23 protein-coding genes and 1 pseudogene are annotated in these 22,899 nt (G+C 47.2%); 20 read left to right on the top strand and 4 right to left on the bottom strand.

The window, feature by feature from the left end:
* Nucleotides 1–26 precede the first annotated feature (26 nt).
* The 16 genes from ACINK7_RS16960 (at nucleotide 27) to ACINK7_RS16885 (ending at nucleotide 17,200) form a co-directional block, all read left to right on the top strand.
* A complete protein-coding gene (locus tag ACINK7_RS16960) occupies nucleotides 27–1,262 on the top strand; it encodes a hypothetical protein (protein WP_404357070.1) in 1,236 nt (411 codons plus the stop codon).
* A gap of 259 nt (nucleotides 1,263–1,521) precedes the next feature.
* Nucleotides 1,522–1,881 carry a hypothetical protein gene (locus tag ACINK7_RS16955; RefSeq protein ID WP_404357069.1) on the top strand — a complete coding sequence of 120 codons (360 nt, stop codon included), beginning with the start codon at nucleotides 1,522–1,524 and terminating at the stop codon, nucleotides 1,879–1,881.
* 14 nt (nucleotides 1,882–1,895) lie between these two features.
* Complete coding sequence (locus tag ACINK7_RS16950) at nucleotides 1,896–2,864, top strand: DUF932 domain-containing protein (protein WP_404357067.1); 969 nt, start codon at nucleotides 1,896–1,898, stop codon at nucleotides 2,862–2,864.
* 269 nt (nucleotides 2,865–3,133) lie between these two features.
* Nucleotides 3,134–4,150: a YqaJ viral recombinase family protein gene (locus tag ACINK7_RS16945; RefSeq protein ID WP_404357065.1), complete on the top strand. Its 1,017-nt coding sequence runs from the start codon at nucleotides 3,134–3,136 to the stop codon at nucleotides 4,148–4,150.
* Between the two features lie 195 nt (nucleotides 4,151–4,345).
* On the top strand, nucleotides 4,346–5,266 hold the full coding sequence (locus ACINK7_RS16940; protein ID WP_404357063.1) for a hydrolase or metal-binding protein: 921 nt from the start codon (nucleotides 4,346–4,348) through the stop codon (nucleotides 5,264–5,266).
* Between the two features lie 138 nt (nucleotides 5,267–5,404).
* Entirely contained in the window at nucleotides 5,405–7,159 is a 1,755-nt protein-coding gene (locus ACINK7_RS16935; RefSeq protein ID WP_404357061.1) for a DUF4942 domain-containing protein, read from the top strand.
* A 124-nt stretch (nucleotides 7,160–7,283) separates the two neighbouring features.
* A complete protein-coding gene (gene radC / locus ACINK7_RS16930; RefSeq protein ID WP_404357060.1) occupies nucleotides 7,284–7,757 on the top strand; it encodes a DNA repair protein RadC in 474 nt (157 codons plus the stop codon).
* A 405-nt stretch (nucleotides 7,758–8,162) separates the two neighbouring features.
* A complete protein-coding gene (locus ACINK7_RS16925) occupies nucleotides 8,163–8,513 on the top strand; it encodes a hypothetical protein (protein ID WP_404357058.1) in 351 nt (116 codons plus the stop codon).
* A 615-nt stretch (nucleotides 8,514–9,128) separates the two neighbouring features.
* Nucleotides 9,129–10,064, top strand: a complete 936-nt coding sequence (locus ACINK7_RS16920; RefSeq protein ID WP_404357056.1) for a hypothetical protein — start codon at nucleotides 9,129–9,131, stop codon at nucleotides 10,062–10,064.
* A gap of 156 nt (nucleotides 10,065–10,220) precedes the next feature.
* Nucleotides 10,221–11,804 carry an IS66 family transposase gene (gene tnpC, locus ACINK7_RS16915; RefSeq protein ID WP_404357054.1) on the top strand — a complete coding sequence of 528 codons (1,584 nt, stop codon included), beginning with the start codon at nucleotides 10,221–10,223 and terminating at the stop codon, nucleotides 11,802–11,804.
* Between the two features lie 14 nt (nucleotides 11,805–11,818).
* Nucleotides 11,819–12,973, top strand: coding sequence for a topoisomerase DNA-binding C4 zinc finger domain-containing protein (locus ACINK7_RS16910; protein WP_404357052.1), 1,155 nt, complete (start codon nucleotides 11,819–11,821; stop codon nucleotides 12,971–12,973).
* Nucleotides 12,974–13,028: 55 nt separating this feature from the next.
* Complete coding sequence (locus ACINK7_RS16905; RefSeq protein ID WP_404357051.1) at nucleotides 13,029–13,919, top strand: glycerol kinase; 891 nt, start codon at nucleotides 13,029–13,031, stop codon at nucleotides 13,917–13,919.
* Between the two features lie 3 nt (nucleotides 13,920–13,922).
* Complete coding sequence (locus ACINK7_RS16900; RefSeq protein WP_404357049.1) at nucleotides 13,923–15,125, top strand: NYN domain-containing protein; 1,203 nt, start codon at nucleotides 13,923–13,925, stop codon at nucleotides 15,123–15,125.
* 31 nt (nucleotides 15,126–15,156) lie between these two features.
* Nucleotides 15,157–15,381 carry a hypothetical protein gene (locus ACINK7_RS16895; RefSeq protein WP_404357047.1) on the top strand — a complete coding sequence of 75 codons (225 nt, stop codon included), beginning with the start codon at nucleotides 15,157–15,159 and terminating at the stop codon, nucleotides 15,379–15,381.
* Between the two features lie 66 nt (nucleotides 15,382–15,447).
* Complete coding sequence (locus tag ACINK7_RS16890) at nucleotides 15,448–16,518, top strand: ParA family protein (RefSeq protein WP_404357045.1); 1,071 nt, start codon at nucleotides 15,448–15,450, stop codon at nucleotides 16,516–16,518.
* 10 nt (nucleotides 16,519–16,528) lie between these two features.
* On the top strand, nucleotides 16,529–17,200 hold the full coding sequence (locus tag ACINK7_RS16885; protein WP_404357043.1) for a hypothetical protein: 672 nt from the start codon (nucleotides 16,529–16,531) through the stop codon (nucleotides 17,198–17,200).
* Between the two features lie 428 nt (nucleotides 17,201–17,628).
* On the opposite strand, the pseudogene ACINK7_RS16880 reads toward ACINK7_RS16885, so the two are convergent.
* From ACINK7_RS16880 to ACINK7_RS16865, 4 genes and pseudogenes are all read right to left on the bottom strand, one after another.
* Nucleotides 17,629–17,694: pseudogene (locus ACINK7_RS16880) on the bottom strand (NrdJb); the annotation flags it as partial.
* A gap of 55 nt (nucleotides 17,695–17,749) precedes the next feature.
* Nucleotides 17,750–18,391, bottom strand: a complete 642-nt coding sequence (locus tag ACINK7_RS16875) for a hypothetical protein (protein WP_404357041.1) — start codon at nucleotides 18,389–18,391, stop codon at nucleotides 17,750–17,752.
* A 515-nt stretch (nucleotides 18,392–18,906) separates the two neighbouring features.
* Nucleotides 18,907–19,653, bottom strand: coding sequence for a hypothetical protein (locus ACINK7_RS16870; RefSeq protein ID WP_404357039.1), 747 nt, complete (start codon nucleotides 19,651–19,653; stop codon nucleotides 18,907–18,909).
* A gap of 276 nt (nucleotides 19,654–19,929) precedes the next feature.
* Nucleotides 19,930–20,364, bottom strand: coding sequence for a LexA family protein (locus ACINK7_RS16865; RefSeq protein WP_404357037.1), 435 nt, complete (start codon nucleotides 20,362–20,364; stop codon nucleotides 19,930–19,932).
* A 115-nt stretch (nucleotides 20,365–20,479) separates the two neighbouring features.
* On the opposite strand from ACINK7_RS16865, the gene lexA reads away from it, so the two are divergent.
* From lexA to ACINK7_RS16845, 4 genes are all read left to right on the top strand, one after another.
* Entirely contained in the window at nucleotides 20,480–21,106 is a 627-nt protein-coding gene (lexA, locus tag ACINK7_RS16860; RefSeq protein ID WP_404357035.1) for a transcriptional repressor LexA, read from the top strand.
* 29 nt (nucleotides 21,107–21,135) lie between these two features.
* The gene (locus tag ACINK7_RS16855; protein ID WP_404357033.1) at nucleotides 21,136–21,279 is read left to right on the top strand and encodes a hypothetical protein; all 144 of its coding nucleotides are present in this window, start codon (nucleotides 21,136–21,138) and stop codon (nucleotides 21,277–21,279) included.
* Between the two features lie 147 nt (nucleotides 21,280–21,426).
* Nucleotides 21,427–21,942, top strand: coding sequence for a hypothetical protein (locus tag ACINK7_RS16850; RefSeq protein WP_404357031.1), 516 nt, complete (start codon nucleotides 21,427–21,429; stop codon nucleotides 21,940–21,942).
* Nucleotides 21,939–22,358, top strand: coding sequence for a lysozyme inhibitor LprI family protein (locus ACINK7_RS16845; protein ID WP_404357029.1), 420 nt, complete (start codon nucleotides 21,939–21,941; stop codon nucleotides 22,356–22,358). The genes ACINK7_RS16850 and ACINK7_RS16845 overlap by 4 nt, the downstream gene beginning before the upstream one ends.
* Nucleotides 22,359–22,899 lie beyond the last annotated feature (541 nt).

Raw genomic sequence — 22,899 nt, 5'->3', positions numbered from 1 at the left:
TCACCATGTTGCAAACGGTATTGACAATGAAAAAAAATTATAGACAACCGCAAATGTCTGAGAATGAAGAAGAGGTTATGGGTTACTTCGAACGAATGTTGACTTTTGAATTCTACATTCGATATTTAGAGATGAATCGCAGCCACGATTTACGAAGAATTCAAAGACTAAACAAGATTGTTACAAAAAGATTTATTGATTTTGATAAGACTCATAGTCTATCTGGAATTGAATTTAAGTTGCCTAGTGATACACAAAATCAACCTCCAATTCCATTGGACATAGATTGTTTAATCATGTGGGCGCTTAATAAACTTCAAAGTCCTCCCATCAGCACTGAAGACTTGCCTAAAAAAATAGACTTGAGCGCGCTATTTTTCCCCGACGATGTCAGAAAATTTTTATCCACGCAGATCTTGCCATTAAAGAAATATGTAAAACCAAGCCAAAGAAAACTTTCTTATCGCTTTTACGATTTAACCCACCCTAATGGTATAAATTCCGTGTTTGATTGGTGGTTCAATCATATAGACCTCCAATCTGTTAAAAAAAAGGAGGTCCTAAGAGATATTAGTATGAAGATAGAAGAGCCGATAAAAAATGACGACGGCTCTCATCCTTCCTATATTGTCAGAACAGCACCAAATTTTTCTTCACCGAGTGTACTTTTAAATAACGATGACCGCTATCGTATTTATAGTACTAACACGCAAACGATTACGGTTGATGGGCAGGAGTTATCAAACGCTACTTTATTGAGTATCCGGTTTGATAAAGACATTAAAGACATCGGTGAGGCAGTAGATCTGTTTAGAGCGCATCTTCGATTCGACAATTCGAACTGGAATTCCGAACAGATTAAATCTGAGTCTATTCCAAGCTTTAATCTGATACAGCGTAAGCATAATTCTGGCTTAGTACAGTTAGACCAATCTAATCAATATGCCAAAATAATAACCAGATATGATTTTATAATGAATTATATTATAGGATTGATGTGCTTCGATGAGGTGAAAAATACCCAAAAATCGCACAATAAAAATGTATACGAAGACACTAAGATCATCAAGAAGGCAGCTGAAACTGTCTCGAAGAACATTTATTCAAACAAAAAAATAATCGTTGAGTTCAGGACTGTAGAGGCTAATTACAATTCTATCTTTGATAAAATCAGTTTAATTGATGACATCGTAAAACTCAAACAGAACAGACTGAAATATGGAGAGAAATATGAATTTAAAAATAAAGTACCAGACAAATAAAAAAACTTGGTTTTAGCGAAGCTATTTTGAATCAATCCCGTTCTTAAAAAATCTCAATCACATATACCTCCCTTGAGCTGACCCATCTGCTAAGGACATCCCGTCCAAATAGCCTTGGGGAAGCTTGATTTTATCTGGCTTGACGCGATGCGTTGAGTGTTTGTCTTTTTCTGCCGTTGCGTTGTTTCGGTTGATCGGTGCGTTTCAGTGTATCGATTCCCTAGACATCTGTCCGGCATTTAATTGGGGAGTAGTGAATATGAGTATGCAATGTCCGATTTGTCGGTCACATCAAGTGATTTCATTAGACCGTGCCAAGCGCATTGGCGGAATGGTCGGCACCGTCGGTGGTGCGATGAGTGGTTGGGCCGCTTCGAGTTCCGGTGCGGTCGTGGGCGCTGAAATCGGCCGTGTCGTCGGCTTTATTGGCGGTCCGGTTGGTTCGGCGGTTGGCACAGCCGGGGGGGCCTTAATTGGCGCATTGGTCTGGGCCGCGACGGGTGGCGTGACCGGTGCCAAATTGGGCCAAGTCATCGATCAAAAAGTGTTACACAACTACGTCTGTCAAGACTGCGGTTTGCAGTTCGGCGATGTCCACACCGATCAACATTTTGAGTAACGGGGGAGGCGGCAATGGCTCATTTAGTCGAACAAATGGCTTATGTCGGGGTGCAGCCCTGGCACGGCTTAGGAAATCTGTTAGCGCCTAAACAACCCTTGGAGGTTTGGGCGAAACAAGCCGGCATGGATTGGCAAATCCAGGAAACGCCGGTGCGGTTTACCTCGAATACCACAGGACCCTTGGGAGAGATTCATACCTTTGACCAGCACAAGGTGTTGTACCGCTCCGATAACAAGCAAGCCTTGTCGGTGGTGTCCAAACGTTACCAAGTGGTTCAACCGCGCGAGGTGTTGGAGTTTTATCGGGATTTAACCGAAATCGCTGGCTATGAATTGGAAACCGCCGGCGTGTTGAAAGGCGGCAAGAAGTTCTGGGCCTTGGCCAAGACCGGTCAAGCGACCGCGTTAAAAGGCAGCGATCTGATCTACGGTTATTTGCTGTTGGCGACATCTTGCGACGGCACATTGGCGACCACGGCCACGCCGACCACGATCCGGGTGGTGTGCAACAACACCCTGACCATCGCGGTCAACGGTGCCAGCCAAGCGATCAAAGTGCCGCACAGCACCAAGTTCGATGCCCAAGCCGTCAAGCAGCAATTGGGTATCGCTGTTTCGCAATGGGATACCTTCATGTACCGGATGCGTACCTTGTCAGAACGCAAAGTGAAATCGCATGAAGCGATGAACTACTTCTTGCGGGTCATCTGCGATACATCGTCGACGAATGGTGAAGCGGTCATCTTGAGCAACGAACGGGCATTGAAGAAAGTACAAAGCCTGTACGAAGGCCAAGGCCATGGCGCCGACCTGGAAGCAGCCAAAGGTACCGCCTGGGGTTTACTCAATGCCGTGACCGAGTATGTCGACCATGAAAAGCGCGCCCGTAGTGCCGAACATCGAATGGATTCCGCCTGGTTCGGGCAAGGCGCCCATCTGAAGCAACGCGCGTTGGATGCAGCATTGTCGTTGGCGGCATAAGTACAAAGAGTGGTCGACTTTGATCGATTGTGCTTAACCGAATGTCTCGGATCACCGCTGAGTGTTTGACCGCATTTTCGATGTCACCGCTGGCGAATGTTTCGTGGCTAGTTCTTTTCAGAATCGCTAAGTCACCTGACGCTTAAAACCTTTCATTCTTCATAACACCCCATCCCCTGACAAAAACGCCCGGTCGGTTTTCCGACCGGGCGTTTTTGTTTTGGGGCTTGGGCTTGTTTCTAACCCTTTATATAGAGAAGGAGGTCATCATGACCGGAACCGCTTTAAAAACACCCCCGAACCCGAGCGCTAAACCGGCGTTGCGCTTGGTCAAGACCAAAAACCTGCCCCGCGAGGAATGGCTGGCCGTGAGAAAACGCGGCATAGGCAGTTCCGATGCCGCTGCGGCGGTGGGTTTGAATCCTTATCAGTCGCCCCTGGAATTGTGGCTGATCAAAACCGGCCGCGACGTCAATCTGCCCAAGATCGGTCCCCACGATGAAACCAGCCCGACTTATTGGGGCACTTTGCTGGAACCGATCGTTGCCGCGCATTACAGCCGCAGAACCGGGCATAAAGTCCGCCGGGTCAACGCGGTCTTACAACATCCTCATCCCGACTTGAGTTGGATGCTGGCCAATATCGACCGGGAAGTGGTCGGCACGGATGAAGTCCAGATTCTGGAGTGTAAAACCGCCGGAATCCACGGCGCCAAATTGTGGCGGGACGGCGTGCCAGAGTATGTGCAACTGCAGGTACAGCATCAACTGGCCGTCACCGGCAAACAGACGGCGGACGTCGCGGTCTTGATCGGTGGCCAACAATTGGAGATTCATCGTATCGAACGCGATGCCGGCTTGATCGACCGATTGATCGAATTGGAAAAAGCCTTCTGGCATTACGTGGAAACCGATACCCCGCCGCCGGCGGACGGTTCGGACTCGGCGGAACAAGCTTTGCGCTGTTTGTATCCGCACGATAGCGGCCAGACCGTCGATTTCAGCCAAGATGCCAGGTTGTCCGGCACCTTTGCCGATTTGGTCACTGTCCGGCAAAGCTTGGCGGAGTTGGAACGGCAAGAAGCGTTGTTCAAACAAACCCTACAACAAGCCATCGGCGAAGCCAGTAAAGCCACCTTTGAAACCGGTACCGTTACCTGGAAGAAAGCCAAGGACAGCCTCGTCCTGGATACTCCACGACTGCTCAAAGATCAACCGGCGCTGTTACAACAGTATGCCACCACCAAAGCCGGCAGTCGGCGTTTCCTTGTTCAGGCAGCGGATTGACCGGATCGACAAACAGTCGACACCGGCTTTCTGTCACACACGGGAAAATCCAATTAATTCAACTTAAAGTAATTAAAGCATTTCGCGGATTCAATTAATCAAAATGCAAACATAACAAAAAGCCTTGAGCGGGGAGACATCCCCGCTCAAGGCGCTATGCCTGCTTTTTAAAGTCAATAACCATAGGAGATCATCATGTTAAAAGGTCTAGCGATCACTCCGCCCGTCCTTGGACGAATTGCCATCGGGAAGATCGTCGAAAAGGACGGCAAGCGTTTACCGATGAAAGAAGATCAATTTACGATTACCAGTCAGTTACAAAACAAGGACGGTTGGATTTTGCATCCCTTCGACAACACCTTGCGAACACAGCAAGGCGGCAAAATTCGCAGTATTCCGATTCGGTTGTTGTTCAACGAGCCGGATTTAAACTTTCGGGCCGAATACAGTTTGTTCGATCGAAAAACCGGGCGGCCGATGTGCGTCGGTAACGGTGAAACCTGCCGGCGTAGAACGGATGAAGGGATTGCCAACCTGCCGTGTCCGGCGCCGGAAGGTTGCGGCTTGGCACAAGCCGGTGCTTGTAAACCCTACGGTCGTCTGAATGTGCTGATTGGCGATGACGATCCTTTAGGCAGTTTCATCTTCCGTACCACGGGTTTCAACAGTATCCGGACCTTGACCGCCCGTCTGCAATACTTCCATGCCATTTCCGGCAACAGGCTGTCGTGCATGCCATTGGAATTGAAACTGCGCGGCAAAACCACCCGGCAAAGTCATGGCTCGGCGATCTTTTATGTGGATATCACCTTACGCGGCGATCAAAGCATTGAAGAGGCGATCAATGACGCCCGGCGGATCGAAGAACAACGCCACGCGGCAGGATTCGATCAAGCGGCGCTGGATCAGGCCGCGCGACTGGGTTTTGCTAATGGTGCGTTTGAAGGCCAAGAGGATGACGGTTCGACGGTCGTCGAGGAGTTTTTTCCGGAACAGCAGACAGAAACCGGCGAGGTTCAGGTAACGCCGCAGGCTTCTTTAGCCACAAAACTGGACGCGAAAGCGCGGCAGTTGCAAACATCTAAGTTTCCCCACGCCAACGCCGTCCATCCCTGATTCACAGTAAAGCCTCGTTGAGTCAATCCACGTTTAGAAAACCTGGTTGAGTCAATTCTCGTTTATTCACTGTCCCCGGCGGGTTGTTGCATGCCCGTCCGGGCTGAAACGCTCGTCGGAGAATCATGGGAGTGTTTCATGACAGACCTTTATCAATATTACCCCACGCCGGAGGCGTTGAGCCGTAAAGCGTGGTCCACCTTCAAGAACACCCGCTTTGTGCGGGTATTGGAACCCTCGGCGGGAGAAGGTCATTTACTGAAATCCAGACCTTACCACCATGGGCAGCGCGTGCCGATCGATTGCATCGAAATCGATATTCGCAAACACGGTCGGTTGAGGGACGAAGGATTCCATGTGGTGGGCATGGATTTCCTGCAGTTTCAAAGCGGCAGTGTCTATTCGCACATCATTATGAATCCGCCGTTTGCCGATGGCGTACAGCATGTGTTGAAAGCCTGGGGGCTTTTGTTCGACGGAGAAATCGTCGCCATTGTGAATGCCGAAACGATTCGAAATCCTTTTTCCAAGGAACGGCGGCATTTAGTCCGTTTGATTGAGCAGTTTGGCGAAGTCGAATATGTGTCTGAGATGTTTACCGGCGAGGCTGTCGAGCGCAAAACCGCCGTGGAAATTGCCCTGGTGTGGTTAAAGAAAACCGCCACCTTCGATCAGGACATTCTGGGCAATATTCTGGATGATTTGCGCAAGGATCGGTCGCGTACCGAGGATTTGGCCGGTGATTTTCAACCGCCCAATGAGCTGGCGTTGCCGAATGCCTTTGTCGACAATGCGGTATTGATGTTCAATGCGGCGCTGGAAGCCGCGCGTCAAGCCGTGGTCAGCGAGGCTCGTGCCTGTCGTTACCGGTCGATGATGGGAAAAACCTTGGGTGAACTGAATGGCAGCGGTGATGACGCATCATCATTGGATGCGGTCAGGCGAAGCATGTTCAAACGCTATCAGGATCTGAAGAATAGGGCCTGGACCAGCATTCTACGATCGACTCAGGTGACCTCGCGCTTGTCGTCGTCGGCGCAAAAGCGCTTGGAATCGGATTTCGAAGCGGTGAAGTCGTTGGAGTTTACCGTGCCGAATATCTACGGCTTTGTGCAGGGCATCATCGATCAACAAGGCGATATCCAATCGGCCATGGTCTGTGACGTGTTCGATTTGATCACCCGCTATCACAGTGACAACACGGTGTTTTATCTGGGCTGGAAATCCAACGATAAACACCGCACCCTGGGCATGCGGATCAAAACCACGCGCTTCATCTTGCCGGGCCATGCCACCCCTTCGTACCAGAACGGTTTGAATTGGGAATCCGAGCGGCTGCTGGCGGATTTCGACAAGGTGTTCGCCTTGCTCGACGGCAAGGTCGAGGCGGAAATGGGATTGGTTTCGGTGTTTCGATGCCATTTTCACGAACTGCGGGTCGGCAGAAGGATCGGTGGGAGCTATTTCGACGTTCGCTATTATCCCGGCGTCGGCACCATTCATTTCTTTCCCAAAAGCAAGACCTTGATCGATCGCATGAATCGGGTGGTCGGTCGTCGGCGCCGTTGGTTACCGCCGGCGGATAACCAGGCCGGTCAAGGCTTTTGGCGGCAGTTCGACCAAGCGGAAAAGTTCGATAAGGCTTTCCATGCCGAAGTACACAAGCAGTGTCAACGGAATGGTAGGACTGTTCGTTTCGATCCCTTTTGGGCGATCCAGCACGGCGGCGAAACGGAGCGTGAGAAAGGCCGTACCTTGTTAACGGAAGCCATGCATAGCGTATTGACTAACCATGGCATCGATCCCGATGCCATGTTGGATTGCGATCAGACGGCCATGCGGCAATTGGAGCGGCCAGTAACAACCGCCTCGGGAGATGAGCTCTTGCCGTGACGACAGAGAACACGCGCGGGAACCCGCTAGATGTTTCCGCTATTTTTTAACAACCCTGCCGGGAAAATCCTTTCCCGGCAGGGGAAGGCGTTGCCCCGGTTTTCATGATTACGGGAGAAAGCCTATGTTATTCATTAAAGGAACCAATAACCGTTACCGAGTCGCCGATGAACAGGATGTGATCTTCGAGGCCATTCAGATCTACAACCGCTGTTTCAGTCGAGGCGAAGCCTTGACTTGTACCGACAAAGCGAAGGACTGTATCAAATTGAAACTGGCGCCGTTTGAACATGAAGTGTTCGTGTGTCTATTTTTGGACAATCAGCACAGAGTCATTGCCTGCGACGAATTATTCCGAGGGACGATCGATGCCGCCAGTGTGTATCCGCGCGAAGTGGTCAAAACCGCGCTGCAATATAACGCGGCGGCGCTGATCTTGGCGCACAATCATCCATCCGGCATCAGCGAACCCAGTCAGGCGGATAAGTCAATAACCGACAAGCTCAAAGCAGCCTTGGCTTTGGTCGACATCCGAGTGCTCGATCATTTCGTGGTCGGCGAAACCGTGTATTCCTTCGTCGAGCATGGACTCCTGTAACGGCTTGCGTCGTATGAGTCACTTAAAATGATTCCACACAAGGCAGTCGCCATCTTGGAACTAACTAAATAAAATATTATTCATTAAAAGCACCGGTTTTGGGCCGTCCTGAGGGCCAAAATGGGTGCTTTTTTTCTTTAGTTAGTCAGTTGGTTAGTCAATTTGTGAGGTTTTTTTTTGATTCTATCTCGGCTTCATTGCCAACGGCCTATCGCTATGTCAATTGAATCGATAGCGTGTATTCAGAACCTTGCGCATTTTGAAACGGGTTGCATCAGCCTATGGCGGAGCTCTGAGTGTCAGAAAAATCCTAATAATATGGAGCGTGTACATGCTCCACAGCAGGCATCGACAAGTCATACACAACATCGATGCGTTTCTGACCTTTATTTAGGAGCTCCAAAAATGTTTGATAACCAGGATAAATTTGCAAAATTAAAAGCCATTGCCGCCGGCGAAGTGTCGGCGGAACAACCGAAACACTGGCAACATGAAGTCGGCAAGCCCTTGATTGGGACGATTTTAGGGTTTAGTGAATTTCATCATGACCGATACGGTCCACAGAAAACGGTCATCGTGAAACTGGAGAATGGTGATATCGTCTCTGCCATCATGAATAACTATGTTGCGAATGGCATGGTTCAGCAAAATGCCCAGCCCGGTGATTTAGTCCTGATCCAGTTGCTTGGCAAAGCCAGAAGCCCGCATGGTAACGAGTACAACCAGTTCCAGTTGTACGTTGAGAAACAATCGTAAGGTTGATTGCAATGCGTGATCACAAGACACCGGCTTCGGCTGGTGTCTTGTTTTTTTGTTTGTTCGTACCGTTTGCACGAGAAGTTTGGCCTTTACTGAATCAGATTGGGATCATTGCCGATAATGATCCCAGGCGAGTAAGAGAGGGTTTTCATATAATGACCTTGTGGCTAAGGTCGTCAGAACCGGTAACAGGAAAAGAGGAGATAGATGGCTGTTCGGAGAACATAGCGACTTTATCCGAAGGAAATAAGCTCACAGTAAAAAAAAGATGGTGCAGCTAGCATTTTTTATAATGGTGAAGTCAAGCAAGCTGCACACTCAGCAATGGTTAGCGCTGATGCCCCACAGTCGATGAATCAAGAAGCTCCGTAGGAAACTCCTGCCCAGCCTACTGAAAAGAACGAAATGATCGGCCAAAACCCGACAGACGAAGCGAACGTGCCAATGACAACAGTCCAACCGATAGCAGGTGTAGAGACTGTGATGAGTTTTTGAACCGCACCAATCGCGAACGATGTGCTTCACGCTGTTCAGCACCTACGGCCCTGGAGAAGGAAGGATTGAAACAGTACGGCAAGGCTAATCTGACGCATTTGAAATCGATGTTGGGGTATGGTTGATGATTTAAACTCTGGAATAGCAATGAAAACTAAGGGTAAAACAAAATCTGAACGACACCATTGGTGGCCTGAATGCGTTTCAAAGCATTGGAAAAATGCTAATGGCAAAGTGCACTGGATATTACCAAATGGAGAAATAAGAATTGCACCGCCCAAAAATTTTGGCTGTATTGGCAATGGACACTATATCAAACTAGGCAAAAACGAAGGAGAAACAACTGCCTGGGATCAAAATTTCGAACCAATATTTGATAAAGCGGACAATGGCTTTCCGAAGGTAATTTCATGGCTTCAATCATTAACACGAAAAGATGTTTGGGACGCAAAAACATTAACTGATCGATTCATTCCTGAAAATGCAAGCGACAATCAATTTGCCCAGCTTGTTGAAAGTATTGTTTCATTAGCAATCAGAAGTCCAATGCACAGAGAATCTTCGGTTGGGCTAGCAGAGGAGCTTCGAGGAACTTTGCCCGAACGAGAGAGAAATGCTTTAATTAACTTGAATATGCGTGATAACCAGAAAAAAGCTGTTTCATCGATAGGCATTAGGGGAAAGTTTGTTGTCTTGTATTCCCCGTCATGTGAGTTTGTTTACGGTGATGGTTTCTTTCATAATCTCGACTCTCATAGTCCAAAAATTCTTGCTCCAATAACCCCCGAAATAAGTGTACTTTACACGCGACCATTACAATACATCAGTGAGCCACGTCTTTTTACTTTTGTGACAAGCAGAGAAGAAACTAAAATCCTGAATGATGTTGTCCAAGTCTATTCACGAAACTGTATTTTTTATAGATCTGAACGACCAACCATTATTTCTGAATATACAGGAGGAAAACACCTTTGCTATGCAAGTACGGAGAATCCCATCGACATGCTTATTTCTTCGATTCCAGGAATTGTTAACAGGCAGTTTAACTTTTAACTTAACGAGTGCATATTACGGTCGGAGCCAATCTTGGCTATACGACGCAAGGTTAACCCACGTATATCGTAAATATTCAGACCCCCACTACAAAAATCATCCAATCAGTCACTAAAAACCTGTATTTTCAAGCCGCCAAGACGTATCCTGTGCCCCATGCAACTGAGCGATCATGACCTAAACCAACTGGATGAAGACAAGCTTCTGGACTTGCCGGAAGAGGATTTGCGTCGCCTTTCGATTCGCTTGCTCAACGATCTCAAGGAAGCACGCGAGCGCTTGAAGCAAAACTCGCGCAATAGCTCCCGGCCACCCAGTAGTGAAGCACCGTGGGATAAAGCGAACGATACCGCCAGTGATACCGATGCGATAGACGCTGGCGAAGACACGCCGGACCAGGAGTCAGATAATACCTCTCCCGCGCCACCCGCTAAAGAATCCAAACAAGATTCTCAAACCGACTCGTCTCAAGCTTCGGATGCTGTGCGTAAAACCGGTAAGCAGCCTGGTGCGCAAGGCTTCGGTAGACAGCAAGTCCTGCCGGTGACCGACTATCAAGACCATCGTCCCGAGCTTTGCGCGTGTTGCGGTACTGTGTTCACGACAAGTCAGCAAAAAGCGTATACCGCTTTTGATACCGTTGATCTCGCCTGGGCGGATGAGAACAATCCGGGCTTGAGATTAATCACGACGCGGCACACCTATTATGAAGCGACGTGCCGCTGCGGCCATGTGACGCGAGACGAACCGTATCGTCACGTGCCCCACGGCAGTTTGCCGAACGTCGTGTGCAGCGAATGGCGCCTGGTCGGCCCGGGTTTGGCCGCCTTGATTGTGTGTCTGGCCTATCGCATGCGGCTATCCCGAGAACGCATCCGCGAATTCTTGCAGGATTGGTTAGGGTTAAGTCTCAGTGTCGGCACCATCAACAACACCCTGCATGAAAGCGGCGCGGCGGCGATGCCGATCGAAGACGAACTCATTGAGGCGGTGGTCAATAGTCAATTACTGCATGTCGATGAAACGTCCTGGATGGAACTGACGACCTTCTTATGGCTGTGGGTGTTCAGCACCGATAGCGTGACCGCCTACTGGATTGCCTACCGCAGCGCCGAATTGATCGAGAACCTCTTGGGCGCGGATTACTTGGGCTGGCTCATGAGCGATGGCTGCCAAGTCTATCGCAGATACCCGAATCGTGCGCGCTGCTGGGCGCATCTGCTGCGCAAAGCCCAAGGGCTGGAAGAGAGCTTCGACCCCGTAGCACGTCAGTTCGGCAAGCAAACACTGACATTGCTGAATACGCTGATGAACGCGATTCGGGAGGCCCGTGTCGACCCACCCGACAAACCGTTGACGGAAACCTTTCAAGAATCACTGGCGCTCTATCGAGCGCTATGCGAAAGCCTGCGCGAAGCAACGCATAAAAAGACGCGTGAGCTGGCCGGTGAAATGCTCAATGATTGGGATGCGATCTTTCAGGTCGTTGCGTCCTATCATTTGCCGTTGACCAACAACGAAGCCGAGCGGGCACTGCGGCACTGGGTGATTTTGAGACGCATCAGCTATGGCACTCGCACCGAACAAGGCTCGCGGGTATTCGCCATTTTAATCAGCGTGATCGAAACCTGCCGTAAAAGACAACAAACCCCATGGCTTTATTTGGCTCTCGTCATTGATTATCAGCGAACCGGTCGGCCGATTCCAAAATTGCCTCCAGTGGCCAGGGGGTCTGAATAGTTACCTATATCCTGGTGGACGAGTTCCAGGACATATCGGCGAACCGCGCGAGGCTGGTCAAGGGCCTGTTGGCTCAAAACCCCGACAACGGGTTGTTTTGTGTGGGCGACGACTGGCAGTCGATTTACCGTTTCACCGGGAGCGATGTCACGATTACCAAGGAATTCGAGGAACATTTCGGGGATACCGCCATCAGCGTTCTGGACCTGACTTTCCGCTTCAATAACAAGATCGGGGACGTGGCGTCGCAGTTCGTCATGCAAAACTCGACGCAAATCGCTAAACGGATTCAAAGCCATGCGGTCATCGAGCAAGCGGCGGTCTCGTTGGTCAAAACCAACAGCGATTCGGTCGGTTTGGATGCGGCGCTGTCGGCGATCGACGCCAAAGCCGATGATGAAGCGAGCGTGTTGATCCTGGCCAGGTTTAACTTCAGGAAGCTGGATTTGGCCCAATTCAAGCGGCAGTATCCCAAGCTGAAACTGCAATTCATGTCGGTGCACGCCTCGAAGGGCAAAGAAGCCGATTATGTGGTCGTGTTAGGATTGGAGAAAGGCAAGCACGGCTTCCCGTCTGAGAAAGCTACTCATCCGGTTTTAGAGCTACTGTTGCCGCCTGCGGAGGCCTTCGCTCATGCCGAAGAGAGGCGCTTGTTCTATGTGGCGCTGACCCGCGCCCGGCATCATGTTTACCTGATTTGCGACGCCAACAAAGCTTCCGGTTTTGTCCGGGAGCTTGTCGCACAGCGCTATGAGATTCGCGTTGACGAATTTACCGGCGAGGGTTTTCAAGACAAGATCGCCGACATTCCATGCAACGAATGCGGCGCCGGCTACATGGTGCCCAGGGACAGCCAGCACGGCAGCTTTTTCGGCTGCAGCCAATATCCGCTGTGTACGAACACCGTAACGGCTTGCCAATGGTGCGGGGGCGGATTGCGCGAAAAAGGCCGGTTCCGGGTTTGCGAGAACAAGCGCTGTGATTACGTCGAACCGATTTGCCCTCTATGCGGCGGCAAGCTGAGTCTGAGGAGAGGCCCTTACGGGCAGTTCTGGGGCTGCTCCCACTACCGGAAAGGCACCGAATTCTCATGCAATCATACCGAGAAATTTATTGATCTGAAAGCTGCTAAATATAGCAGTCTAACGGACGAAGATTACATCACCTGATTTTCAAGTTCACACATTAGTATTATTTACCAACGGATAAAAAGGAGCGATGAGGATGACCGAAGTCAATAAGATCTCTACGACCAAACTAGCTAAAAAACGCGGAATGACCTCGAACGAATTGTTCGCCCAATTGAGCGAGAGGGGGTTACTCAAAAGGGATAAGGAGCAATGGGTATTGACCGAAGCCGGCGAACGTTTGGGCGGCGTACATATGAACGGTAAATACGGCCAGTATGCGGCATGGCCGGAAGATGTCGATTTTGGTCAAACTACCGGAGCGGAGCCGTTAGCGGGAAATTCGAACGACAAGCTCATTACCGCGACAGCGATCGGCAAGCATTTCGAGCTGTCGGCCAATAAGATGAATTACATACTTTCGGAGCTGGGCTGGATCAAGAAAGGCCTGAAAGGCTGGCTGATCACCGACCAAGGCGCCAAGCTTGGCGCACTGCAAGGCGAGGATTCACGCTCCGGTATTCCTTATGTCCGTTGGCCGGAAAAAATACTGAACGTCAAAGCGTTGAAAGACAGCATCGACAACATTAAAGGCGTCGATAAGCCGAAGACCGAGAGCGACAAGATGGATAGCTTCCGGCACAAGTTCGAGGCGACCCACCGGGCGACCGATGGCCACTTTGTCCGGTCGAAAGCGGAAATGCTGATCGACAATTGGCTGTATATGGCCGAGATCGTTCATGCCTATGAGCGCAAGCTACCGATCGAAGAGGAAATGTATTGCGATTTCTATATTCCGACGGGCAAGGTTTACATCGAGTTCTGGGGCTACGATAACGATTCTAAATACCTGGCTCGTAAAGAAGAAAAACAGGCCATTTACAAGAAATACAACTTCAACCTGATCGAGCTGACCGACGACGAAGTGCTTAATCTGGATGATATCTTGCCACGATTGTTGTTGAAGTTTGGCGTGCAGGCTTATTAAAGTATGACAGCGAAAACCAAGAGAATCGCCGTATTCATTGATGCCGAAAATGTCGGAGAATGGATCAAACAAGAAGGTATCAGCCAATTGCTTGAAGAACTGAAGTCCTGCGGGCAAATTGTTATCCGTCGTGCTTATGGCGTTTGGAGTCGTCCGCAATTGGCCATGCATCAAGCCGCCATCAATAAACAAGGCTTCGAACTGATCCATTGCTACCATCCGGTAACGGGCAAAAATACAGCCGATATTCAAATGACGGTCGATGCCATTGAGTGTGCCTGGCAACTGCCTAACATCAATTGCTTCGTATTGGTTACCGGCGATTCGGATTTTAGCCCAGTCTTTCGCCGGTTACGGGAAATGGATAAAGAGGTTATCGGCGTCGGTCGGCATTCGGCCTTGAGCGAATGCGTAAAAACCTCATGTACGCGCTTTATCTATACCGATTCCCAACCGAAAGCCAAAATCTCTGATCAGGTTATCCCTGTTGTACCCCCAACTCAACCTTCTAGCATTGCACAAGATAACGAATTAAATGCTGTTAGGGCAATCATCAAGCACTATTTGAGCGAAACCGGCGAAGCCGTCAATATTTCAAAAGTCAAATCGTATTTATTGCAGCAAAAACCTAGTTTTAACGAGAAAACATTTGGTTTCAAAAGTTTCACAGACCTTTTGAAGACTATTGACGGTATCATTTTGAGTAAAGTCGGTACCGTCAACTCCGCACAGATGCGTTTGTCTAAACCTATTTCCCAAGCATCCGGTCAAAATATTGTCGAGGACTATCCCAGATTATTGAAAAAATACAATTTCATCCTGATGGATGCGAAGGCTTTAAAACTGATTTACAAACAAGCAACAGCCAACAAAATAGTCTGTTCTGAAGTTACGAAACTCAAGGAGATCGTTTTCAAGGAGTGTCAGGCAATAGAGCCGACGCTTACCAAAAAAAATGTCAATCAAGCGTTTCACTTTTTTATCAAACTGGATTTGGTACATACCGAAACCACTTCATCAAACACGTTCATCACGGTCAAAAAAATTGCCTTGAAAGAATTCCTTTTGAAAATCGACCAGCTTATGATTACTACGCTAATGAATTTGAGTAAGATTGCGCCACTACAACTCAAAGCCAAAGAAATCAAGAAAATAACCATATCCTCAATCAGTAAGGACAGTATAAAAAAACTGGTTGGCGAATAATGCTAAATGGCCAGCGGAACTCAACCGATTCTTGAATAACTGGGTTTACCATCCGGTCAGCTGGAGCGGGGCGAAGATCAAGCTGCATTATGCGAAGGCAGGGGATTTGCGGGATTATTTGAATTTGACTGCGATCCGGGGTGAGGTGGTCGTGCAATTTTGGTTGCGGCCGGGGGATGAAATGGTGGAGTTGAGTTTTTCCGGTGGGGGAGGGAAGGTGGTGACGCCGGGGGTTTTGGATAGGTTGTTTTATTGATTGGCTCGACCATAATCAGATTTAAATGATAACTTATTGGCATACAGATTTAAGGAAACAATCCATATGACCAAAATCATTACGTTTTACAATCACAAGGGTGGAGTGTCCAAGACCACCACTGCATTCAATGTAGCTCATTTTTTGTCAACCGCCGACAAGCGTGTTTTAGTAGTCGATGCAGATCCTCAATGCAATATGACCGAATTGATGTTATCAAAGCTCATTGAAGAACTCGATAAGGAAGCTGAATCTGCCCATACCCTAAATGAACTTCCTGGATCTACGTTATTAAGTATTTTACGTCCTAGGATTGATGGTGACGTACCTTTTATTGACACGGCATCGATAGAAGTAGTTCGTGTAAATGCTTCACTTGATATTTTGCGGGGTGATGTGTCACTGAATAGCATTGAAGATTCTCTTGCTGAAGCACATTCACAACGTTTTTCTGGAAAAATACATGACAAGCGAACCTATGTAGCATTGGGTGACTTTTTAACTCGTTTAGCTCGAGAACGATCATACGATGTCATTTTGATTGATGTTGGTCCTAGTTCTGGTGCTCTCACAAGAGCATGTTTTCTGGCCTGTGACGCCTTTTTTATCCCAGTTGCTCCAGATCGATTTAACGTGCAAGCCATAGGCACCTTGTCAACCATAATAAAACGTTGGATGAAGGAACACGCTGAAGTGTATGAGGATTTCGTTTCTCTAGGATTACCAGTACGATTAGGTAGGCCAAAGTTTCTTGGAACTATTTCCCAGCATTTCAAAGTTTTCGGAGGAAAACCAAAGCCTGGATACCGTCTTTGGATGGAACGCATTCCTATAGCTGTTAGAGAAAGACTTATTCCAGTTCTCAGGGAATTCTCAACTCCTGACTGTAACCTTATAGAGCATGTGAATGAGGAAGAATGTCAGTCGGTTGCTGAAATACCTGATTTTGGTAGTCTGGCTCCTCTCATGCAAGAGTTTGGAAAACCTGTTTACTCAATAACTCGTGATAATACTGCTACAGTAACCGAAAGCGGCAAACCATGGGGTGGTGGTACTTGGACCGATGCTCAAGAACGCATGAAAACGTATAGAGAAAGAATCGAAACGATCGCAACTTGCATTCGCTGCATTATTTAGGAACAAGCTAATGCACAATGGTTTAACATATCATTACGTAGCCTTTATTGATATTTTGGGCTTTTCCGATATGGTGGAGAAAGACTGCAGTGGCCCTTCTGCAAGTGCGATTTTTTTACCAAAACTCTTTGAAGTTCATAAAAAGGCCTTCGAATATGCTAGTAAGTTTTCCGGGGCTAAAGTCACGCAATTTTCTGACTCTATTATTCTCGCACTCCCATACTCTCCTGATAATTTTGCTGAAGTAGTTGACCACGTTGCCTTATTGCAGCAGGGTCTTCTCCAAGATGGCATTCTTTCACGAGGAGGGTTATCGTATGGTAAGCATTACTCTAACCAGGAATTCATCTTCAGTGATGCGCTATTACGCGCATACAAAATTGAGCGAGACCGCGCAATCTTCCCGCGAGTAGTTGTGGATGATGATCTTCTCGATTTGCTGAACACTTCAACAAGTAATCTCCAGACAGCATTGGTCCGTGAAGCCGATGGTGCTTATTTTATCGATTATCTTAGAAAAATGACTCCTCAGGAAGCAAAGTCCGCTGTTTTGAATGCGACTGAGAAGTGGCAAAAAACACCTGTTCGAGTTAGAGAAAAGATGCGATGGCTTCGCGACTATGCGGCATACACATTTCCGGATAGCGATGAATTTCAGAGTGAGAGATTCGTGTCAACTTAATAATATTTCAATGAGTTATGTTTCATAACAGGGTTTTACTGCCCGTTTTCGAAGTTCTAATATGTATCTTTTTAATCCTTTTTGCTACTTGTTTGCCTGTTCAACGTAAAAATCCAGTAAATACAAACAAAATGTATGAATTTTATGATCTAGGTAATGTTATTAGTATTCAATAGGTTAGAAGTAATACTGTAAGCGATTTTAAAATCAATATTTCGTCTGTAAGCCATTAATACCAAGGGTTTCAAGTGGGTCTCGGGACAAATCGTTCTTTTGGTCAAATGACCCCTTGTTAGACGCTAACAAGGTTATTCGTTCCACTGCGCCTCAAACCCCATAATCAACCCGCGTAAGTAAGAACTCGCAGAGGCTCCGCTAACTGACCGACAACGAATTGGCGGATCGCCCATCGGCATCCGCCCGTCGCATCACCCACACTTCGACTCCCCACAATTCAAACACGTCATGCACCCGTCCATCAGCACCATCGCCTTTTCGCATTGTTTCTTCTTTTAGCCTTTTTTTGGGCTATTTGCATCAAAAACGCGATTACTTTTTCTCTAAAATTTTGTCGTTTAATATGTCTCTAAATAGAGCTTTGAGCATATTGCTAAACGTTTCGTCTACCGCGTCGCTTAGCGTATTTCCCGCCACTGGAAGCAACCACAACCCAATCCAAGTTGACATGCTATCTTCGTAAGAATAGGTTTTTAGCAGTTTGCCACTTTTGTCATAAACCTTGCCAGTCAACGTATAGTTATCCGTGGCGACACTCGGTATTACAAAAAGGGTAAGACCGGTAATCAAACCCGCACCAACAGCTTTTCCTGAGCTCCCGTGATTTAGCATTTCAATCTTCAAAACAAAATCCATATTTTGAGCCTGAAAGGTTTCAAACGAATAATCTTTGAATAACGACAAGTCATTTGCCATTTTTTCAATTAATCTTTTTAGAGTTGGTAATGGCGCTGCGGATTCAACATATCCTTTTTCATCACCGGATGATAAATTAGTGAGGAATGTAATTGGGATATAAACACTTGGCTTATTCGCCGCATACTCTTGAGAAATCGAAATATCTTCGACTTTGGCAATTTTATGATCTGGAAAAGACGCACAACCTGAGAAAATCAGCGACGCAAAAATGATAATTCCACGCAAAGACACGAATATTGATTGTAACTGGCTCATAGACATCCTTTTAGCTGATAAATCCAAGGCTTTAAAACAGGCAGTATAGGAAAGCGACATTGAATTTTATTTCGCGGTAGTAAATTATCAATTTTACAGTTTTTAATTCCGCGTGGGTACAAAAACCGTACCCACCCGGCTAAATGAATATAGGGTACAAATAAACAAAAGGCACTAAAGTTTTATAGATATTTGCTGAGCACCTTATCCAGAAAGGCTTTCAGCTTGTTTTAAACTTCTCAAAAATAAGCCGTTTTGAACGTGTAATATTTAGGCAATCTAAACTTCCAGACTTTTTCGTACCCAGAATAAAGGGATTGTTTTAAATACAGGCCGACGTAGCGACTCATAGAGCAGAGCAAACTCAGTGTGTGGGTCCAATTGTTTCATTAGCTTGTCCGCGTGCCCCACATTCGCGCTGGCTTATATAGCCTGTGGAACTTTGGAGCCTTTTGTTGATTAGCACCCATAATTTGTGGCTGCCGTCATTGATCATCATCGGACCGGGCGGACGGTCAATTATAAAATTTCCTCAAGTTGCCTGGTGGGGTCTGCATAGTTACAACTCTGCACCCCCCTCTTGCTGCTTGAGAATTTATAAACCCTAGATCAATATTTTTGAATGTTCTCGTTTCGTCATATCTAATAATTTCAAAAACTTGTTTTTCTATGCTATTCAGCTGAGTTCCACTATTTCCATAAAAGTTACACAGAAAAATAATGTCTTTAACGTCAAAAGGGGCCGTATTTTTTACCGTTAAATCCACAACAGCAATTGTACCAAAACCATCTTTACGCCAAGACTGCTTTATTATTTTTACAAACTCTTCTGGTGCTTTTTGTGCTTTCTTGTAGTCTTCTATTTCATTTTTTTCTTTAGATTTTTGTTCTTGAAGTTTTTTGCTATAAAATTTCAGTTTATCCTTATATTTTGTTTCGTTTGGATTATAATTTACAAGTTCCGCATACAGATTTTTATTTTTTTCATATTCCGACATAGGAATATTTTTTAATAATTTAAGTATTTCATTTGTCTTTATTATTACAATCTCATTTTGTGCTTGGTTATAAAGTTCTTCTAATTCTTTATCGTTAGCAGATAAATATATCTCAGATTCAGAAACAACGGTTTTAAAATCTCCTTTCTCAAAATATTCTTTAATTGAAGCAAGGACTTTTTCTTTGTTATTATTAAAGTAAATAATATTATCTAGCTTAGCTTGTTCTATCGATTTTTGTTTTAATCTAAAATCAAGTACCAATGCTAAACAAAATAATAAAAAAAAATGGTTTTTAAATTCATATACTTTTCCTTTTTAATTATAAATACAATAGTATATTGGCTATTCCGGATTTCCCGTGGGGACCACAACATATAGTATGCCAGAAGACCGAAACCTCCTGTAAAATGCTGGAACGACACCACTACTTCTTTGAATTATGACAAAGCGATCAAGAAAGGTGTTAGATCTTTGATTGATGATAAATGCTAAAACAAAAAAGGGCCATCCATCCTTCGTGCTGCCTTTGACCGGTCATCACACCGCATGTATCACACTCGTCACCACGCCCCAAATCACCGTATCCATTTCCTCGCGAAGCTCGATATCACGATAAGCCGGGTTTTCCGAGCCTAACACCCACTGGCCGCCCCGGCGCTTCAAGCGCTTGACGACCAGTTCGCCATCGAGCGCGCAAATCATGATCCTGCCCGGCACCGGTTCCAGCGAGCGATCGACGACCAAAATATCGTTCGGGTGGATGCCGGCGCCGAGCATCGATTCGCCTTGCGCGCGGACGAAGTACGTAGCCGCCGGTTTCTGTATTAACAGATCGTTCAGGTCCAGAGACTTTTCGACGTAATCGTCGGCGGGCGACGGAAAGCCGGCCGAGACTTTTCCGGAAAACAGCGGCAAGTTCACGGTTTTCGGATCTGGGGTGGCGGATAAAACATTCGTTGGCATAATGAGCATAGCGGGTTGAGAGCGAGGGTAAGCCGAAAGGCGTTTTTATGTTCTCTTTATGTTCTCATTTTAGGCGCTTTTTGCTAAACTGCCAAACATCCCAAAAGCAAATGATGTTGACACAATGACCGAATTAACCCGCCGACAACGACAAATCTTCGAGTTTTTGCGCGACAATTACGAACGCTTTGCCTATCCGCCGACGCTCGACGAGCTTTGCGAATCTTTGGGCATGGCTTCGCGCGGATCGCTGCACAAGCACATCAGCGCCTTGATCGATGCCGGACTGATCGAACCGTTCGCGGGCAACAAGCAAACCGGCATTCGTTTGACGGCCCAGGCGCAGCGGGATTATGCCGCGTGCGAACATGCCTTGCCCTATGTCGGCAAAATCGCCGCCGGCAAACCGATCGAAGCATTGGCCGATGTGCATTACCTGCCGGTTCCGGAGCTGCTGAAAAGCGACAAGCCGTGTTATGTCTTGCAAGTCAAAGGGGATTCGATGAAAGAGGCCGGCATTTTCGACGGAGATTGGGTCGTGATCGAACAGCGCGATTACGCATGCAACGGGGAAATAGTCGTGGCGTTAATCGACAATCACGAAGCGACGTTGAAATATATCGAACAATCGCCGGGGAAAGTGCTGTTGATACCGGCCAATTCAGCGATGACAACCCAAATTTATGCGCCCGAACAAGTTCAAATTCAGGGCATTTTGGTCGGACAAATGCGCAGTTACCGGGCACATTAGCAACAAATCTTTAAACGTGGAGAGCCGCTATGCAACGCAAAACTCACATGCAGGATCAGGTCAGGAACCGGGTTGCCGAGATCATGGAAGATGCTCGATCGGTTTGCGTGATTGCTTGGGGCATGAAGGTGTTGGTGGTATCGGCGTTTTTGTTGGTGGGGGTGGTTTGGTGACGGGTAGGTATGGGACTGCGGCGGTGGCGTTGAGCTTTTCTGGCGGGGCGGTTTGTGACGTCGGGGGGGTGGAGGGGATGTTTTAATGCCTTTATTTATCCTGGCTATGCGAAAATGTGAGTTAATTTCCGCAATAAGGACAAGTAAATGGCAAGAACATTAGTTTTATTCGGTTTCATCAGCATTTTCATTGGTGGATGCACATCAATAACGGTCGAGCCATTAACCTCTTCATATAATGTTAAGCACATTTGTATCAGAGAGAACCCTAAAGTTATGGTACAGGATTTAGTGCCAGTGATTACCGACGGTTTGGCACGCCATCAGATAGAGAGTGAGTTTATTAAGTCAACGCAGGATAAAGATAAAGTGCGCAGAGAAGGCACTGAATCTGGTGAATACTATATGCATATTACCCCGGTACCAGATCAGTGCGAGTTCAATTTGGCTTATACGGCTAGACGTTCATGGGACTTGGGAACTTACCTATCTTCTGCCGATATTGAGATTTTGAATCGGGAAGGAGTGATCGCTCGAGCAAATTACCATTTGGTTGGAAAAGGTGGGTTGTCTTTATTTAAGTGGCAAGGCGTCAAAACCAAGCTGGACCCCGTTATGGATGAATTGCTGAGACAATATAAAAAAGAAGGATCAACTCGATGAATCTGCAAATAACAAGTCAAACGTACCGAGCCAGTGCCTTTTGGTTGTTGATATTGAGCCATTCAGCTTTTGCCGCCGATGTCGAACTCAATCCCGAGTTTTCTAGCTGTATGGATCAATCGGGTGGCGTGACGGTGAACATGATTGACTGTATCGGCCAGGAACACGAGCGGCAAGACGATCGGCTTAACGGAGTCTACAAGACGTTGATGGACACGCTTCCGGAAGAGCGTAAAAGCGCCTTGCGAGATGCGCAACGAGCCTGGCTGAAATACCGGGAGGCGAACTGCCATTTTTACAACGATCCCGATGGCGGGACAATGGCTCGTGTTCAGGCCAACGATTGTTTCATGACCGAAACGGCTAAACGGGCGAAAGAACTTGAAGCTATTCGGTCGATGACAGAACCTCTCTGATTTTGTCTTTCGGGTTTTCACATTAACAAACGAGAATAGAAAGAACGCCTCTCCGGCTCGATCGAGCGCGTCACCTTGGACTAGCTGGAACATTTGAACGGAAACTTACGGTGTGAGGTTCCAGATGTAATCAAATCATGGATGTTACTCATTTACGAAGGAATCCTTATGGCCCCCCGTTTTGGAGGGGATGTTTTAAAACTCGGAGTAAAGTCGCTCATCTATGATTTCCCAGATTCGCGGCTCAATCTCGGTCACTGCCGGGCATTGTCGTAACATTCGCCCGGCAATTCCGGCGGTTAAATGTAAAACTTGTCGGTTGCTGTTGTGATCACGTCCCCCAGGCCAGAGAGTTTCTGCTAATGTCGCGGCTCGTATTCTACGTGGCCACTGTCACGAAGAGTTCTAAGCGCCGCTAATACCTCATTCGATCCAACTGCATTTGGTGTGTTATTCATAGTTGTTAGTATTTGAATTTATCGTCGCAGATATTGCCGGTTGAGCCTCCAGGCGAATGGAGATGAGTCATTGAACTTGCCGT

Source organism: Methylotuvimicrobium sp. KM1 (genome assembly GCF_044788715.1).
GTDB lineage: Bacteria > Pseudomonadota > Gammaproteobacteria > Methylococcales > Methylomonadaceae > Methylotuvimicrobium.
Note: the sequence above shows the minus strand (reverse complement) of the source record. Positions and strands in the feature narration are given on the sequence as shown.

Excerpts from the sequence above, each read along its gene's own strand:
- ACINK7_RS16960 (WP_404357070.1), top strand. The coding sequence starts at position 27 with ATGAAAAAAAATTATAGACAACCGCAAATGTCTGAGAATGAAGAAGAG.
- ACINK7_RS16955 (WP_404357069.1), top strand. The coding sequence starts at position 1,522 with ATGAGTATGCAATGTCCGATTTGTCGGTCACATCAAGTGATTTCATTA.
- ACINK7_RS16950 (WP_404357067.1), top strand. The coding sequence starts at position 1,896 with ATGGCTCATTTAGTCGAACAAATGGCTTATGTCGGGGTGCAGCCCTGG.
- ACINK7_RS16945 (WP_404357065.1), top strand. The coding sequence starts at position 3,134 with ATGACCGGAACCGCTTTAAAAACACCCCCGAACCCGAGCGCTAAACCG.
- ACINK7_RS16940 (WP_404357063.1), top strand. The coding sequence starts at position 4,346 with ATGTTAAAAGGTCTAGCGATCACTCCGCCCGTCCTTGGACGAATTGCC.
- ACINK7_RS16935 (WP_404357061.1), top strand. The coding sequence starts at position 5,405 with ATGACAGACCTTTATCAATATTACCCCACGCCGGAGGCGTTGAGCCGT.
- radC (WP_404357060.1), top strand. The coding sequence starts at position 7,284 with ATGTTATTCATTAAAGGAACCAATAACCGTTACCGAGTCGCCGATGAA.
- ACINK7_RS16925 (WP_404357058.1), top strand. The coding sequence starts at position 8,163 with ATGTTTGATAACCAGGATAAATTTGCAAAATTAAAAGCCATTGCCGCC.
- ACINK7_RS16920 (WP_404357056.1), top strand. The coding sequence starts at position 9,129 with ATGGTTGATGATTTAAACTCTGGAATAGCAATGAAAACTAAGGGTAAA.
- tnpC (WP_404357054.1), top strand. The coding sequence starts at position 10,221 with ATGCAACTGAGCGATCATGACCTAAACCAACTGGATGAAGACAAGCTT.
- ACINK7_RS16905 (WP_404357051.1), top strand. The coding sequence starts at position 13,029 with ATGACCGAAGTCAATAAGATCTCTACGACCAAACTAGCTAAAAAACGC.
- ACINK7_RS16900 (WP_404357049.1), top strand. The coding sequence starts at position 13,923 with ATGACAGCGAAAACCAAGAGAATCGCCGTATTCATTGATGCCGAAAAT.
- ACINK7_RS16890 (WP_404357045.1), top strand. The coding sequence starts at position 15,448 with ATGACCAAAATCATTACGTTTTACAATCACAAGGGTGGAGTGTCCAAG.
- ACINK7_RS16885 (WP_404357043.1), top strand. The coding sequence starts at position 16,529 with ATGCACAATGGTTTAACATATCATTACGTAGCCTTTATTGATATTTTG.
- ACINK7_RS16875 (WP_404357041.1), bottom strand. The coding sequence starts at position 18,391 with ATGAGCCAGTTACAATCAATATTCGTGTCTTTGCGTGGAATTATCATT.
- ACINK7_RS16865 (WP_404357037.1), bottom strand. The coding sequence starts at position 20,364 with ATGCTCATTATGCCAACGAATGTTTTATCCGCCACCCCAGATCCGAAA.
- lexA (WP_404357035.1), top strand. The coding sequence starts at position 20,480 with ATGACCGAATTAACCCGCCGACAACGACAAATCTTCGAGTTTTTGCGC.
- ACINK7_RS16855 (WP_404357033.1), top strand. The coding sequence starts at position 21,136 with ATGCAACGCAAAACTCACATGCAGGATCAGGTCAGGAACCGGGTTGCC.
- ACINK7_RS16850 (WP_404357031.1), top strand. The coding sequence starts at position 21,427 with ATGGCAAGAACATTAGTTTTATTCGGTTTCATCAGCATTTTCATTGGT.
- ACINK7_RS16845 (WP_404357029.1), top strand. The coding sequence starts at position 21,939 with ATGAATCTGCAAATAACAAGTCAAACGTACCGAGCCAGTGCCTTTTGG.